Genomic DNA, 16,037 nt, shown 5'->3' with positions numbered 1-16,037 from the left:
CAATTGAGTCCGTAACGATCGAACCCGTGCAGGTGCAACCCATGCTGCTTGAAGTCACCGACACGCCGCTGCGTGGGCTCCGGGTCGCCATTACACGGAGCCCGGACCGCGCGGACGCGCTGGTACATGCCCTGCAGGACCAAGGGGCCGTCCCGTTCCTGGTGCCTCTGATCGATTTTGAGCTTGCCCCCGATCAGGACTCGTTGTCAGGGCGCCTCGTGGCGCTGGCGGCCGGGGAGTACGACTGGCTATTGGTCAGCAGCATTACAACGGTGCGCGCGCTGAAGCAGTGGTGTGCCGAACGCGGAACCGAGCTGGCAGCGCTGGTCCCGGCCGGGACACGGGTTGCCACCATCGGGCCTACGTCGCGACGGGTGCTGGAGGCCGAGGGACTTACCGTGCAGCTGGCCCCTGAGGACGTGCAGTCCGCTGCCGGTCTGGTGGCCTTGTGGCCGGCCGGAGCGGCACGGGTCCTGCTGCCGCATTCCAACCTCGCCGACCCGGCCCTGGCGGCCGGCATGAGCCGGGGCGGGGCCGCGGTCGACTCGGTCACGGCATACGTGACGGTTGACTACCAGGCCCGGACGGAGCAGCGGCTCACCGCCGTGCTGGCTTCCGGTCAACCAGGCGCCGCTGCGCCGGTCAATGGCCTCGTCAATAACGGTACGGCCTGCGATGGCCGGGCCAGTTACCGTGCGCCCGCCCCAGCGCTGACGCCGGCGCAAGCGAAGGTGCTGATCAGCGGCGGCGGGCTTGACGCCGTCGTCGCCGCGTCAGCAAGCGCGGCCCGGAGCATTGCCCGCCATCTCGCGCCGCTGCCCCAGCGATGTCTGCTGGTCGCCATCGGCGAACCGACCCGTGACGAAGCTGTCCGGCTGGGCCTTGCCGTCGCGGCCACGGCGAAGAAACCAACGCCGGCCGGAATTGTGGAAGCGCTGGTGCAGGCCGTGAAAGACGCCGCGGCCACCGAGCCAGCCGTCCGCGAATCCGTAACCGCGGCTGCCGATCCGAAGGAGTCCTCATGAGTTTCCCCCACCACCGTCCGCGCCGGCTGCGCGCCACCAACGCGCTTCGCCGCCTCACGACCGAATTCCGGCTGGATCCGGCCGAGCTGATTCTGCCCGCCTTTATCCGCGAGGGTCTGAACAATCCGTTGCCCATCAACTCCATGCCGGGCGTGGTCCAACACAGTACCGAATCGCTGAAGCGTGCGGCGGTCCAAGCCGTGGAGCACGGGGTGGGCGGGATCATGCTCTTCGGCGTTCCCGCCGAGCGCGATGCCACCGGCTCCGCCTCGCTGGACCCGGACGGCGTGTTGAATAAGGCCATCCGCGATGTCCATGCGGAGGTCGGCGATGATCTGGTGGTCATGAGCGATCTCTGTCTGGACGAGTTCACCGATCACGGCCACTGCGGCGTGCTTAACGCGTCCGGCGGCGTGGATAACGATGCCACGCTGGAAATTTATGCGGACATGGCCGTGGCACAGGCGCGGGCCGGTGCTCAGGTGCTGGCGCCGTCGGGCATGATGGACGGTCAGGTAGCGGTCATCCGGCAGGCGCTGGACGCCGCCGGATTCGAGGAAACGTCCGTGCTGGCGTACGCCGCGAAGTACGCGTCGGCGTTCTACGGTCCCTTCCGGGAAGCCGTTGATTCCCAACTGACCGGGGACCGGCGGACCTATCAGATGGATCCGGGTAACCGGCGGGAGGCCCTGCTGGAGGTAAAGTTGGACCTCGCCGAGGGCGCTGACATGGTGATGGTGAAACCGGCCATGAGCTATCTGGATATTTTGGCCGACGTGGCCGCGATGTCCCCGGTTCCGGTGTCCGCCTATCAGGTGTCCGGCGAATACGCGATGATCGAAGCCGCGGCCGCGAACGGCTGGATCGACAGGCGCCGCGCCATCGAGGAATCCGTGCTCAGCATCAGGCGGGCTGGCGCTTCCATGGTCCTGACCTACTGGGCCACCGAACTGGCCGGCTGGCTGAAAAACCCCTAAGCCCCTCACGGCCTGAAAGAATGGACCTATGATCAGCACAGACATTTCAGCTTCACTCTTCGACCGGGCCAAGTCCCTGATGCCCGGCGGCGTCAATTCCCCGGTACGCGCCTTCGGCTCGGTGGGCGGGACGCCGCGTTTCATGGTGTCCGCCAAGGGCGCCCATCTCACGGACGCGGACGGACGCGATTATGTGGACCTGGTCTGCTCCTGGGGGCCGGCCCTGCTGGGACACGCCCACCCGGACGTTCTGGCGGCGGTGCATGCCGCCGTCGACCGCGGACTGAGCTTCGGGGCCTCGACGCCGGCCGAGGCGGAACTGGCGTCGCTGGTGCAGCAGCGCGTGCCCGCCGTCGAACGGCTGCGCATGGTCTCCACCGGTACCGAGGCGACCATGACGGCGGTCCGGCTGGCCCGCGGGTTCACCGGACGTAACCTGATCATCAAGTTCGCCGGCTGCTACCACGGGCATCTGGACTCATTGCTGGCCGCCGCGGGCTCCGGCCTGGCCACCCTGGCGCTGCCCGGCTCGGCCGGCGTCACCGCTGCCACCGCCGCGGAAACGCTGGTGCTGCCGTACAACGATCTGGGCGCCGTTGAGGCGGCCTTTGCCCGGCATGGTCACAGCATTGCCGCGGTCATCACGGAGGCCGCGCCGGCCAATATGGGCGTGGTGGCTCCGGGCGAGGGATTCAACGCCGGGTTGTCCCGGATCACCGCCGGGCATGGCGCGCTGCTGATCCTCGATGAGGTGCTGACCGGATTCCGCACCGGACCGGCCGGCTACTGGGGGCTGACCGGCGGAGCGCTTGGCGGGACGTCCGGGGCGCCGGTCGGGGGGACAGCAGGGAGCTCAACAGCTTCGGGTCCGGAGTGGACGCCGGACCTGTTTACCTTTGGCAAAGTGATCGGTGGGGGACTCCCGACGGCGGCGCTGGGCGGCCGCGCGGAGGTCATGGACTACCTGGCACCGGTGGGACCGGTCTACCAGGCGGGCACCCTCTCCGGGAATCCGGTGGCCATGGCAGCCGGTGTCGCCACGCTGACCGCGGCGACGGCGGACGTCTATGCAACCGTAGATGCCCGGTCGATGGAGCTGTCCTCGGCGCTGTCCCAGGCTTTGAGCACGGCCGGAGTGGACCACAGCATCCAACGCGCCGGCAGCCTCTTCTCCGTCGCCTTCGGCACGTCCGAACGGGGCGTGCACAACTATGAGGACGCCCAGGGACAGGAGACGTTCCGTTACGCGCCGTTCTTCCACGCGATGCTTGACGCCGGTGTCTATCTGCCGCCGTCGGTCTTTGAGGCGTGGTTCCTTTCCGCGGCGCACGATGACGCGGCGATGAACCGTATCGTGGACGCGCTTCCTGCTGCGGCGAAGGCCGCCGCAGCCGCCTAACTGATATGTAGGACACCGGCCGGGTACATCCGGCCGGATGCCGCTGAAATGGACCGGTGCCGTGGGAATCTCCACGGCACCGGTCCATTTGTCGGGCATTATGCCGTCCCGGGACGGCTGCTGACCGGTTCTCGGACTACAGAACGTCGGAGAGGAAGCCCCGCAGCCGGTCCGTCTCGGGGGCGGTGAAGAGCTGATCAGGGGATCCGGTCTCCACCACGACGCCGGCGTCCATGAAAGTCACCGTATCCGAGACATTGCGGCAGAAGCCCATCTCGTGGGTCACAACCACCATTGTCATACCCGACTTCGCCAAATCTGCCATCAACGCGAGGACCCCCTTGACCAGCTCCGGATCCAGGGCCGACGTGGCCTCGTCGAAGAACATGACTTCCGGCTGCATCGCCAGCGCACGGGCAATGGCCACGCGCTGCTGTTGGCCGCCGGAGAGATTGGCGGGGCGTGCGTCGGCCTTGTGCCGAAGCCCGACAAGGTCGAGCTGTTCCAGGGCCTGGACGCGTGCCTGATCTTTGGGGACTTTGCGCAGCTTCCGCAAGGCCATCGAGACATTTTCCACCACGGTCTTGTGCTGGAAGAGGTTGAATTGCTGGAAAACCATGCCGATCCGCTGGCGCAGCTGGTCCGGATTCTCCGTCAGGACGGACTTCCCGTCGAGCAGGATGTCACCCTGATCGGGTTCGATGAGCCGGTTCATCACGCGCAGCAGCGTAGATTTTCCGGAGCCGGAGGGGCCGATCACCGAGGCGGTGGTGCCCTTTTCAACGTGCAGATCAATCCCCCGCAGCACGTGGTTGGGGCCGAAGGACAGGTGCAGATTCTTGCCGGTCAGAGTGCCGGAGCTGATCTCAGCCATGGGTTACGCGCCCTTTCCGACGACGGCGGCAGCTTCATCGGGCTGGAGTTTCTCCGGCCGGCCGGTGCGGAGCCTGTTGTCGATGAAGTTCACCAGATGGGTCAGCGGTACCGTCAGCACCAGGTAAAGGATGCCGGCGGCCACCAGGGGAGAGAGGTTTCCGGAGTTGGCGGCCGCATCATTGCCGACCCGGAAGATCTCGCGCTGACTGGCCAACAGACCAAGCAGATAGATCAGCGACGAGTCTTTAATGAGGGAGATCATCTGGTTGACCAGCGCCGGCAGCACGCGCCGGATACCCTGCGGCACCACGACCAGCTGCATGGAAGTCCCATAGCTGAACCCCAGGGCACGGGATGCTTCCAGCTGCCCCTTCTCCACGCTTTGAATACCCGATCGGAAGATCTCACCTATGTAGGCGGCCGCCATCAGGGAGAGCGCCAGAACACCTAACGGGAACGGATTGGTGGAGCCGGTAAGCTGGCGGACGGAGGGGCCCAGACCGATGCCGATCAGCAGGATCGTCACGATGGCAGGCAGACCGCGGAAAATGTCCGTGTAGATCCGTGCGATCCATCGCCACAAGGGATTGCGCGAGATGCCCATGATCGCCAGGATCATGCCCAGGACGGACCCGATAATGCCGGCCGAAACAGCCAGGATCAACGTATTGGGCAAACCAACCGTGAGCAGGTTGGGCACTACGGCGCCCATGGCCTTCCAGTCAAAGAATGTTTTGAGAAGTTGCTCAAATGCGTCCATAATCGGCCCTACGGGAGGGTGACTGCCTTGCTGCCGGGCTTCCACGTCTTCGGGGTCTCGCGGGTCGGGTACCACTCCTTGACCAGCTTGGACCAGGTCCCGTCGGTGATCACAGCGTCCAGGCCGGAGTTCAGGGCGTCGATGAGGGCCTGGTTCTTGGAGTTCACCGCGTAGGCGGTGAAGTTCTGGGTGTTAATGACGGTCTCCGCAATCACGGTGCCGTCGCCGTCCTTGACCTGGCCGGTTGCCTGCTGGGAGGGCGCAACCCACGCGTCAACCTGGCCGTTCTTCAGATTGGCGTACAGGGAATTGTAGTCATTGAAGCGGACCGGCTCGATCTTGAGCGTATTCGTGACGTAATCATCCTGGATCGACCCTTGGACAACGCCGATGCGATCGTCCTTGGTCAGGTCCTTGAATGACTTAATTTTGGAGTCGGTCTTGGCGACGACGGCCATGTAGCCGAAGTCGTAGCCGTTGGTGAAGCCCACGTTCTCACGGCGTTTGTCGGTGGTGGAGATGGAGGAGGATCCAACGTCGAACTGCTTGTTCTGCACCTGGGCCAACAGGGCGGAGAAATCTGTGGAGGCAAACTCGACCTTCAGCCCTAGCTTATCCCCGACGGCGCGAAGCAGCTCGTTGTCGAAACCGGTGAACTTGCCGGACTTGTCCAGGAAAATGTTCGGTGGGGCATCAGAGAGTGTGCCGACGCGCAGGGTGCCGTCAGTGATCAGTCCCAGCGCGGACTTGTCGATCCGGTCCAGCGGCGTCACGGTTTTCGTCGTGTATTTGTCCAGAGCCTGCTGGTCGCTGCCGGCCAAGGCATCGGTGGGCGAGGAGCCGCTGTCAGCGCTGCCACCGCAGGCGGAGAGTGAGACGGCCAGGGCGACGGCGACTGGAACGGTGGTCAACCACTTGAGGGCTTTGGTTTTCATCCGGCAATCACTTTCATAGAGGTCCGTACCGCAGGGCACGGCGGGAGGGGAATTCGGGTGGGCAGGGAGCCGGTGTGCTGGCGTGCAATAAGCGCCCTAGCAGAAACTCAACTTGCCGAACTAAATTATGTCATCCGGGTTGGTTCGCAAGCTGGGATGCACAAGTGACGCCAATCATCGCTGTTCAACGAAGATAATTTGGTCACTGCTCCTACCCGGCCTTCGGTTGCGGGGCTGGTGCGGCGCGGAGTGAATTCCTGCTGGCACTCGGTGACCCCGCAGCCTTTATCGGGTCGTGTGAGATATGTCCCAATAACCGCCGGTGCGAATCGTCGGCGCGGATCGGCTAGGGGAGCAGCGGCCAGTGTCCCTCGATAACGGCCGCCGGATTCTTCCGGCGCAGATAGCTCTGAAAGTCCGCCGCCTGGGCGGCGGCCCAGCCAACCTGGGAAGCGTGCAGCGCAGCGGCTTCGAGCCGCAGCTCGGGAAAGCGGAGTGCCAGCGCATCCGCGAGCCGGATGGTGGCAAGCGCATCGGCGGCGGAGGTGTGCGCGTCCTTAAGACGGACGCCATACTCCGCGCACAGCGCCCCCAATGTCCGGCTGCCCTTACGGTATTTGTGCACCTGTTTGTTGCAGATGTACGGATCAATGACCGGCAAGGCACCGATCGGCAGCACGTTGTGACGGACGGATTCGCGGGCCAGAACGGTGAAGTCATAGCAGGCGTTAAACGCGATGACGGGGATACCGGCGGCGAATAGCCCCGTGAGCACCTGGGCCACCTCCGTTGCCGCCCGGGCGGCCGGAATGCCGTGCGTGCGGGCCCGCTCCGTCGTCACCCCGTGAATCGCCGTTACTTCAGCCGGAATCTCGATGCCGGGATCGGCAAGCCACTCGTGCTCGGCCGTCACCGTCCCGCCGCCGTCGACCACCACAATCGAAGCGGTGACCAGCCGCGCCTCGCGCGGATCGCGGCCGGTTGTCTCGACGTCGAACGCTGCCCTGGGGAGTGTGTGCCAACTGCTCATAAATCCACCGTACCGGCCGGCACCGACACTTCTTTCAACGCCCGCCGTGGGGTGCGACTCCCGTTTTGCCGCTATTGCGTCGCATCCTCCCGTTAGGCTGGAGAATATGCGTGCCGAGTTCATAAATGCGGTGCTGGAAGTGGTGGACCTTATTCCCTCCGGTGCCGTCCTCTCCTATGGAGATATTGCCGTGCTGCTGGACGACGGCGGCCCGCGGCAGGTGGGGTCCGTCATGTCCCATTACGGCAGTTCAGTGCCTTGGTGGCGGGTGGTAAGGGCCGGCGGCCAGCCGCCGGTCTGCCACGACGCGCGCGCTCTGCAGCACTACCGCGCGGAGGCGACGGCGCTGAAAGGGAGTGGGGGCTCCGGCGACGCGCGGACGGCTGGCGAGTCCCGGGCCGAGGAGGGCTGGCGGGTGGACATCGGCGCGGCACGCTGGCAGCCTTCCAACGACGATTTTGTGCTGCTCGACGGCATCCGGGACCGGTTGGCGGCGGGTAAAATGCCTGAGGCTCGGAAAATGTCAGAGCCTCATGATGAAGTTGTTTCATGATGCAGACGCCACTTCTCGAGCTGGTGCGCCCGGCCGCGGTTTCGGTTCAGGCGCCGGAACTCAGCGCCGACCAGGCGGCGGTGGTCGGGCTGGCGTCGGGAACCGGCCCCGTGCTGATCTGGGGTGCGCCGGGGACCGGTAAATCGACCGTGCTGGTGGAAGCGGCCGTCAAACGGATAGAGGCCGACGGCGTCGACCCCGCGGGTGTGCTGCTGCTGGGTCCCTCGCGGCTGGCCGCATCCGGGCTGCGCGACCGCCTGAGCGCCCGGCTGGACCGGAGCCTGAGCACCTCTCCGGCCCGCACCTGGGCTTCTTACGCCTTTGATGTGCTGCGCCGCGCGAAGGTGGAGGGCCGGTTGCCGCATCTGGAGCGGGCACCGAAGCTGCTCAGCGGCCCTGAGCAGGACCTGATCATCAAGGAACTGCTGGACGGTCACAGGCTGGGGATCGGCCGGGCACCGGCATGGCCGGAGGATCTGCGGGAGGCGCTCGGCACCCGCGGTTTCCGGCAGGAAATCCGGCAGCTTTTTGACCGCGTGATCGAGTACGGACTGGCACCGGAGGAGTTGGCCGCCCTGGGTGTGTCGAACGGCCGGCAGGACTGGATTGCCGCCGCGGACCTGTATGGCGAATACCGGGATGTTGTGGACTGGGGCAAGTCGGGCTCCTTTGACCCCGCCGGCATCATCACAGCCGTCATCGGGCTCTTCGAATCGGATACGGAGTATCTCGACCGGGAGCGGGACCGCCTGCAGCTGATCCTGGTGGACGATATCCAGGAAGCGAACCAGGCCGTGCACCGTCTGCTCGAGCTGCTGGGCCGGGGCAAGGACGTCCTGATCACAGGCTGCCCGGACACCGTGGTGCAGGGCTTCCGTGGTGCGCGTCCGGACCTCGCAGGGAAGATCCGCGAGCGTCTGGCCGGCAGTGGGGGCGTCACGGAGGCCGTGCTGAGCACCTCGCATCGCCTGAATCCGGAACTGGCGCGGGCTTGGGGGGCTGTTGCCGAGCGGATTTCGCTCAGCAGGGGAGGCCATAAGGCGCGGATCCTTCAGGGGAAGCCGGGTCCCGGGAGGTGTCCTGCTGCCGATGCGGATACTGACACCGATGCGGATACTGACACCGGTCCGGATGCGGGCCCGGACGCAGGTACGCATGCGGGCGTGCGCGGGCCGACGGAGTCTGCGGCGGCTCTGACCGCACACCTGGTGGCCTCGGAGATCCATGAACTTCGGTTGGTGGCGGAACGAATTCTTGATCTGCAGCATTATGGGAAGCGACGGCTTGCAGACATCGCCGTGATCGTCCGGACCGGTTCCCAGCTGGCGCAGCTGCAGCGTTATATGAGCGGCCAGGGTATTTCCGTCAAGGTGCCGGTGGCGGAGAATGCCGTCCGCGACGAAGCCGCAGTGCAGCCGCTGCTGGATGCCTTCCGCGTGGTGCTGGACCCGGAGCGCCTTGATGCCGAGCTGGCGGTCTCCCTGCTGACCTCTCGGCTGGGCAGGTCAACGGCGATCAGCCTGCGCCGGCTTCGCCAGGCGCTGCGGCGGGAAGAGCTGATCGGTGGCAGTGGCCGGGCCAGCGATAGTTTACTGATCGAGGCGCTGCTGCATCCGGCCGCGCTCTCCCAGCTTGGCTGGGAAGGGAAGAACGCTGCCCGGATGGGCCGGATGCTGGCCGCCGGGCAAAAAGCTTTGGAGGATCCCGGGGCCAATGCTGAAACGGTTCTGTGGGCCCTCTGGGAGGAATCCGGCTGCTCCGATTACTGGGCGGCGCAGGCCCTGGCCGGCGGTCCGGCGGGCATACGTGCCGACCGGGATCTGGACGCCATCATGGCACTCTTCCAGACAGCCGAGCGCTACGTGGATCAACTGCCGGGATCAAGTCCGCGGCAGTTCTTGGAGTACCTGCTGAATCAGGAACTGCCGATGGACACGCTGGCGGCCCGGGCCCAGCGCAGCGACGCGGTGGAAATCCTCACACCGGCCAGTGCAGCCGGGCGCGAATGGCCGGTGGTGATCGTGGCCGGGCTGCAGGAAGGCATCTGGCCCAATACCCGTCTGCGCGGTGAATTGCTGGGCAGTCAGCTGCTCGTGGATGTGCTGGAACGCGGTGCGGCGGCGGCCCACCAGCTGGGCCCCGCCACCCGGTTGCGGGAAATCCGCTATGACGAATTGCGCAGCTTCTCCACCGCCATTTCCCGCGCAAGCGAACGGCTGATCTGTACGGCGGCGTCCTCCGCGGATCTCCAGCCGTCGCAGTTCCTGGACATCGTTGCGCCGTGGGAGCCGCGGCCCGGCAGCAGCATGCAGACCCGCCCGGTGGAACAGGTCAGCCGGCCCATGACGCTGCGCTCGCTGGTGGCGGAACTGCGCCAGGAATCGGAGACAGCGGCGGATCCGGAAGCAGCCAGGGTGCTGGCCGTCCTCACCGAGGCCCGAGCGCCCGGCGCATCACCGGAGACGTGGTGGGGACTTGCGCCGCTGACGTCCGAGGCCGCGATTGTGCCGGGCGACGAACCAGTCAACGTCTCACCTTCCCGGATGGAGGCGGTACTGAAGTCTCCGCTCAACTGGTTTATCCAGGCCGCAGGTGGAGAGGCCGCGACCGACTTTGCCCGCAGCCTGGGCACCCTGGTGCATTCGATTGCCCAGGAACACCCCGATGCGGCCGGCCATCAATACATTGCCGAACTTCAGCGCCGCTGGCCAACTTTGGGGATGAAAGACACATGGGAGGGAAAGCTGGACCTTAAACGCGCGGAGGAAATGGTCCGCAAGCTGGCCCTCTATGTCATTCAGATGCGCTCCGAGGGACGCAGCCTGCTGGCTGTCGAACAGGACTTCAGCGTGGACATTCCTGCAGACGACATTTTTACTGAGGCACCACCCGCGGGAGACGCGCCGGCAGTCAGCACTGCCGCCACGGACCCGGGGGCCGCAGACGACGTGCGGCAGCGAATGGTCAGGCTCCGCGGTCAGGTGGACCGGCTGGAAATTGATGGCGAGGGAAACCTCGTGATCATCGACCTTAAGACTGGGCGGCGCAAGCCGAAAGCTGCCGAGCTGGCCGATCATCCGCAGCTCGGTGCCTACCAGGCCGCCGTGGCTGCCGGCGCCTTTACCGGACTGGACGGCGTTCCCGCAGGCGCGGGCACCGGCGGGGCCCGGCTGGCCCAATTGGGGGACGGTACCAGGTCGCTGAACGTGCAGGAGCAGGAGTCCTTGGAGGCCGCGACCGACTGGGCGACCCCGCTGGTCCGCAGGGCCGCAGGCCTGATGTCCGGATCCACCTTCATGGCAATCCATGATCCCAAGGGCGGCGGCAGCTTCAACGGCAGCTGCCCCGTCCCCGAAGTCTGCCCTCTTTGCAGTGCAGGAAAGCAGATCACCGAATGAGCACCGACCTCACCGAAGTCCCCAACAGCCCGAGCGGAGTCACCACAGGTCCAAGCAGCACCGATGCTGGGAGCAGGCCCGCTGCTGGGAGCAGCCCCGAGGCCGGGGGACGCTCGAATGCCGGGAGTGGCACCGGTGCAACCTATTCCACAGGCGCTGCTGCGGTCGCGGGCAGCGGGGTTCTGGAAAAGACGGACATCTCGCCATATGAGCTCGCCGAACTGCTGGGCCAGTTTCCACCCACCGACGAACAGGCCGTCATTATCGCGTCGCCGCTGGAGCCGTTGCTGGTGATCGCCGGGGCCGGGTCAGGGAAGACCACCACAATGGCTGACCGGGTTGTCTGGCTGGTGGCCAACGGTTACGTTCTGCCGGAGGAAATCCTGGGCGTGACATTCACGCGTAAGGCAGCGGGTGAACTTGCTGGGCGGATCCGCCGCCAGTTGACAAAGCTTGCCGCACTGTCGCGGTCAGGGAAAATTGCGGACTCCGGTGCCGCTGCTGGGGATGCACTCGAGCCGAAGGTCTCCACTTATCATTCCTATGCCAGCGGCATCGTCACCGATTACGGTCTTCGGCTGGGGATTGAGCGCGATGCGGTGGTACTCGGAGCCGCCGAATCCTGGCAGCTGGCCAGTCAGGTGGTCGAAGGCTACGACGGCGCCTATGAGCATTTTTCCGCCGCCAAATCCACCCTGGTCAAAGCCGTGATGGATCTGGCCGGTGAATGTGCCGAACACCTGCAGGACCCGGAATTTGTCCGTGCCACGGTGAAGGCCTACGCAGACCAGTTGGCTGCCATGCCCTATCTGGAGGGGAAGATCCGGGCCTCGACCAAGGGGGTAGCGGATCTGATCGATGTGCTGCGGACCCGGGGAAGTGTCGCGGAGATGGTCGGGCGGTACGCGGCCGCCAAGCGCAACCGCAACGCCCTCGATTATGGAGACCTGGTGGCGCTCGCGGCCCGGATTGCCGATCAGGTGCCGCAGGCAGTAGAGCTGGAGCGGCAGCGGTTCAAGGTGGTGCTGCTGGACGAATTCCAGGACACCTCGCACGCCCAGCTCCAGCTGTTCGCCAAGCTTTTCGGCGGTGGCCATCCGGTGACAGCGGTCGGGGATCCGCACCAATCCATCTACGGCTTCCGCGGGGCATCGGCTGGCCAGCTCTTCCGTTTCCCGGACATATTCCGTAGGGCCGGGGGTGGGTCCGCGGCAACGGCGGAACTGACAACGGCGTGGCGGAATTCCATCAATATCCTCAACGCAGCCAATGTCATGTCCGAGGTGCTGAATTCGGCCCAGCGCCGCCGGGCGGCCAGCCGCCGGGCCACCGTCAGCCGGGTCCCGGGGCCTGCGGTGAGCGTATCCCCGCTGCGGCAGAAGACCGACGCCGGGGTGGGCAGGGTGCTGTTGGCGCGTTACGCCACCGTGGTGGACGAGGCGGACGCGGTCGCCGAGAGCATTCTGGAACAGAAGGACTTCCGCAGCGTCCGAAGCCCGGCGGCCGGCCGGAGCCCGGCCGCGGCGGAACAAGAGCCGACGACGGTAGCCGTTCTGTGCCGCCGTCGTGTGCAGTTCGCTCCGCTGCAGACTGCCCTTGAATCGAATGGAATCCCCTACGAGATCGTGGGCCTCGGCGGCCTGCTGGGGACTCCCGAGATCGTGGATCTGGTCGCAACCTTGCGTGTGCTGGCCGATCCGGGTCGTTCCGACTCGCTGATGCGGCTGCTCACCGGGGCGCGCTGGCGGCTTGGCCCAGCGGATTTAATGGCGCTGGCAGACTGGTCCCGATATCTGGCCCGGCAGCGCGAATACGGTGCAAGTCCCGCTGCGGGACCGGACGCCCCGGATGTACCGGACGCAGCGGCCGCAGGGACGGATCGGCGGGACAAATTGGCTCAGGAGAAGACCCCGCAGGAGGATGCGACTGTTGAACTTGACCTGGTGGACGGCTCCAGCCTGGTCGAGGGGCTGGACCAACTGAAACGCGATTTCTGGCCCGAACGGCTTAACCGCACCCTGACAGATGCCGGTTTGGTACGGCTGCTGGCACTGCGGGACGAACTCCGCTACCTGCGCGGCTTTGTCGGCGATGACCTGACCACCTTGCTGGGGGAGGTGGAGCGGACCATGCTGCTGGACATCGAGCTCGCGGCCAAGCCGAATTCCAGCATCCACCATGCGCGCCGTAACCTCGACGCCTTTCAGGATGCGGCAGCCGACTTCATGCAGGCTGCCGAGCGGGTGGACCTGATGGCCTTTCTGGGCTGGCTCGAAACGGCTGAATCCGAGGAAGGCGGACTGGAAATGACTCAGCCCGAGGTCAACCCGGATGCCGTCCAGCTGCTGACCGTCCATGCCTCCAAGGGACTGGAATGGGACGTCGTCTACGTTCCCGGACTTAATGAGGGCGCTTTCCCCAGCGGCAAGGCGGACCGCTGGTCGCAGGGAACGGCATCCTTGCCGTGGCCGCTCCGCGGGGACCGGGACGACCTGCCGGAATGGGATCTGTCCTGGCCGGATCAGAAGGGCTGGCTGGACAGCGAGAAGCTTTATGCGGAGGATGTCAAGGCCCACGGTGAAGAGGAGGAACGGCGTCTGGCGTATGTGGCCTTTACCCGCGCCAAGACCTTCCTGATGTGCTCCTCCACGGCATGGAGCACCGGGCGCGCCAAACCGGCCGGTGCGTCCGCCTTCCTGACCGAGCTGCTGCCACTGACAAAGTTGCATCCGGCTCAGGCTGTCCTGGGCCCCTGGTTGGCGGACTGTGAACCCGGCGAAGAGAACCCGCTGACGGCGGGACTGGAAACAGCGCAGTGGCCCTATGACCCGCTGGAAGGTCCGGACATCCAGGGCCGCCCGGGGTCAGCACGGAAGGCTGGCCGGCGTCGCGCGGTCGAGGCGTCCGCGAGTGCCGTCATGCTGGAGCTGCACACCCTCGCGGACCACTCGCCCGGGAGAGACTCTCGTCTGCGGACGGCGGATTTTCTGGTGCGGAATCCGCGTTGGGGCAGGGAAGCCGCTCTGTTGCTGGCGCAGCGCCGGCTCGCGTCGGATGTGGAGCGGGTGGAGCTGCCGGCCCACATCTCAGCGTCCCTGCTCGTTGATCTCGGGGACGACGCGGCCGCGGTGACGCGGGCCCTGCGCCGGCCCGTTCCGCGCAAGCCCGGAATGGCCGCACGGAAAGGCACGGCGTTCCATGCCTGGGTGGAGGAATTCTTCGGTCAGGCCGGTCAGCTGGACCTCGATGAGGTCCCTGGCGCGGACAGCCATGTCGATGAAGCTTATGGGCTGGGCGACATGCAGGAAACCTTCCGGGCATCCGCCTGGGGGCACCGCACACCGGAAACGCTGGAGGTGCCCGTCGAGACGCGGGTCGGAGACGTTGTAGTCCGCGGGCGGATCGACGCGGTGTTCCGAGACGACGACGGCGCCTGGGACCTGATCGATTGGAAGACCGGGCGGGTTCCGTCCGCCACTGGGCTGGGCGCCCGTTCCGTGCAGCTGGCCGTCTACCGGTTGGCGTGGGCCAGGCTCAAGGGGGTCCCCGTGCAGGACGTCCGGGCGGCGTTCTATTACGTGGGGCAGGACAAGCTGATCCGCCCGCACGATTTGGCGGGCGAGGCCGAGCTGGAACGCATCGTCAGCTCGGCCTATACGGCCGGTGGCTCAGACTGAATGCAGTGGAATAACCTTCATCGCGGTGGTGCTGGTGTCTTCGGCGCTGGTCTTTTCGGCGCTGGTGCCTTCCGGAGTGCCGACGGCGGTATTCCCGGCGGCTGAACCGGGAAGGACGGTGGCAGCGTCGCCGTCATCGCCTGGCTTAGCATCCTCTCTTCTGTCCTGTCCGTTGTCCGGGCTGGGAGCAGGGGCAACGGCCGTGTCCGTCCCGGAGACAGCGTCGGCCGGAACGGGTTCCGCACTGATACTCGCCGCTGGGATCGTAGCTCCGGCGATTTTTCCCACTGTCACCTTGTGGCTGGCCTCGGCGTTGCTGCTCACCTCGGCAACACCTGCGCTACCGGCGCTACCGGCGTCGTCGTCGTCGTCGTGACGACCATCCGTCTCCTTTGCGTTGGATACGGGTACCGACGACCCCGTGACGGACGCGGTTCCCGTGGCCGGCGTGGCCGGAATCTCGGGTTCGGTGCTGATCGGCTGGCCACCGAACGTCGCAATATCGTTTTCCAGCGTACGGAGCATCTCCTCCGCCTCCGCCACCATCCGGGAGTCGTTGGCGGCGACCCCCTTGACCAGCCACTGCGCCAAGGCAAATTCGGCGGAAAGGGCCGCCCGTCGCAGCAGGTGACGGTCCGGGGATTCCTTGCGCGCCGCCGCATAGGCTTCCTGAACGGCGTCGACGAACGGCTGGTCATTAATGGCCACCAGCCAGGCAAAATCGTCGGCCGGGTCGCCGACCCGCAGATCAGTCCAACCCGTGACCGCCGTGACCCGCCGGTCCTCCACCAGCACGTTGTCCTCATGCAGGTCGCCATGCACCACGCACGGACTGAAACGCCACAGTGCCACGTCTTCGAGCGCGTGCTCCCAGCGCCGCAACAAAGTGGCGGGAATTTTGCCGGTGGTAGCAGCCTGGTCCAACTCGTTCAGCCGGCGCTGGCGGAATTCATTGGCTGTATAGCTGGGCAGATCCGCGTTGTTCACGAGCCCGGGCGGCAAATCGTGGATGGCCGCCATCGTGGTCCCGATTTCCTTTGCCAGCGTGGTCCCACCGCCGGCCAGCTCCTCCACCGACCGCGGAGCACCGGATAAATGGGAATAGACAAAGGTGGTCAGCTCGCCGCGACGGACGGTCCCGGCCACGGTGGGCATCAGGAAGGGCAGTTCGGCGCGGATGCCCGGGGAGAAAGCCCGCAGCACCAGCAGCTCGGTTTCGAGCCGGGCGCTGGCCTCGGGATGTTTGGGGGACCGGACGCGCCAGCGCTTGCGGTCGGAATCAAGCAGCATGGCCGAATCGAAGTCGGCTGCATCATCCGGCTCCGGGGCGCAGGCAACGGGAGCCAGGCCGGGCACGGCGGCGGTCGCTACGGCGGCCAATTCGATGGGTGTCATTCGTCTCACCTC

The 16,037-nt window shown here is 66.0% G+C and carries 11 protein-coding genes; 6 read left to right on the top strand and 5 right to left on the bottom strand.

Going from position 1 to position 16,037, the window contains the following annotated elements; all coding sequences use genetic code 11:
* The first annotated feature begins 41 nt into the window (after positions 1-41).
* Genes QMG52_RS05505 through hemL form a run of 3 tightly spaced genes read left to right on the top strand, consistent with a single transcriptional unit; the run spans position 42 to position 3,401 of the window.
* Positions 42-1,025, top strand: a complete 984-nt coding sequence (locus QMG52_RS05505) for a uroporphyrinogen-III synthase (RefSeq protein ID WP_283559429.1) — start codon at positions 42-44, stop codon at positions 1,023-1,025.
* Positions 1,022-2,002, top strand: a complete 981-nt coding sequence (hemB, locus tag QMG52_RS05500) for a porphobilinogen synthase (protein ID WP_283559428.1) — start codon at positions 1,022-1,024, stop codon at positions 2,000-2,002. Before QMG52_RS05505 ends, hemB begins: the two co-directional genes overlap by 4 nt.
* A 28-nt stretch (positions 2,003-2,030) precedes the next feature.
* On the top strand, positions 2,031-3,401 hold the full coding sequence (gene hemL, locus QMG52_RS05495; RefSeq protein WP_283559427.1) for a glutamate-1-semialdehyde 2,1-aminomutase: 1,371 nt from the start codon (positions 2,031-2,033) through the stop codon (positions 3,399-3,401).
* 136 nt (positions 3,402-3,537) lie between these two features.
* Here hemL and QMG52_RS05490 read toward each other — a convergent pair whose 3' ends face one another.
* The 4 genes from QMG52_RS05490 to QMG52_RS05475 form a co-directional block, all read right to left on the bottom strand.
* Positions 3,538-4,275 (bottom strand): amino acid ABC transporter ATP-binding protein, encoded by a 738-nt coding sequence (locus tag QMG52_RS05490; protein ID WP_283559426.1) that lies wholly within the window; start codon positions 4,273-4,275, stop codon positions 3,538-3,540.
* 3 nt (positions 4,276-4,278) lie between these two features.
* A complete protein-coding gene (locus QMG52_RS05485; protein ID WP_283559425.1) occupies positions 4,279-5,037 on the bottom strand; it encodes an amino acid ABC transporter permease in 759 nt (252 codons plus the stop codon).
* A gap of 8 nt (positions 5,038-5,045) precedes the next feature.
* Positions 5,046-5,972 (bottom strand): substrate-binding periplasmic protein, encoded by a 927-nt coding sequence (locus tag QMG52_RS05480; RefSeq protein ID WP_283559424.1) that lies wholly within the window; start codon positions 5,970-5,972, stop codon positions 5,046-5,048.
* A gap of 346 nt (positions 5,973-6,318) precedes the next feature.
* Positions 6,319-7,002: a 3'-5' exonuclease gene (locus QMG52_RS05475; protein ID WP_283559423.1), complete on the bottom strand. Its 684-nt coding sequence runs from the start codon at positions 7,000-7,002 to the stop codon at positions 6,319-6,321.
* Between the two features lie 106 nt (positions 7,003-7,108).
* On the opposite strand from QMG52_RS05475, the gene QMG52_RS05470 reads away from it, so the two are divergent.
* Genes QMG52_RS05470 through QMG52_RS05460 form a run of 3 tightly spaced genes read left to right on the top strand, consistent with a single transcriptional unit; the run spans position 7,109 to position 14,630 of the window.
* Positions 7,109-7,555, top strand: coding sequence for an MGMT family protein (locus QMG52_RS05470; protein WP_283559422.1), 447 nt, complete (start codon positions 7,109-7,111; stop codon positions 7,553-7,555).
* A complete protein-coding gene (locus QMG52_RS05465; RefSeq protein WP_283559421.1) occupies positions 7,552-10,953 on the top strand; it encodes an ATP-dependent helicase in 3,402 nt (1,133 codons plus the stop codon). Before QMG52_RS05470 ends, QMG52_RS05465 begins: the two co-directional genes overlap by 4 nt.
* The gene (locus tag QMG52_RS05460; protein ID WP_283559420.1) at positions 10,950-14,630 is read left to right on the top strand and encodes an ATP-dependent helicase; all 3,681 of its coding nucleotides are present in this window, start codon (positions 10,950-10,952) and stop codon (positions 14,628-14,630) included. Before QMG52_RS05465 ends, QMG52_RS05460 begins: the two co-directional genes overlap by 4 nt.
* Here the strand turns inward: QMG52_RS05460 and QMG52_RS05455 are convergent.
* Positions 14,622-16,025 carry a macrolide 2'-phosphotransferase gene (locus tag QMG52_RS05455; protein WP_283559419.1) on the bottom strand — a complete coding sequence of 468 codons (1,404 nt, stop codon included), beginning with the start codon at positions 16,023-16,025 and terminating at the stop codon, positions 14,622-14,624. The genes QMG52_RS05460 and QMG52_RS05455 overlap by 9 nt on opposite strands.
* Positions 16,026-16,037 lie beyond the last annotated feature (12 nt).

The organism is Paenarthrobacter sp. PH39-S1 (assembly GCF_030063245.1).
GTDB lineage: Bacteria > Actinomycetota > Actinomycetes > Actinomycetales > Micrococcaceae > Arthrobacter_M.
The sequence above is the reverse complement of the archived record's forward strand: the minus strand, read 5'-3'. Positions and strand labels throughout refer to the sequence as shown.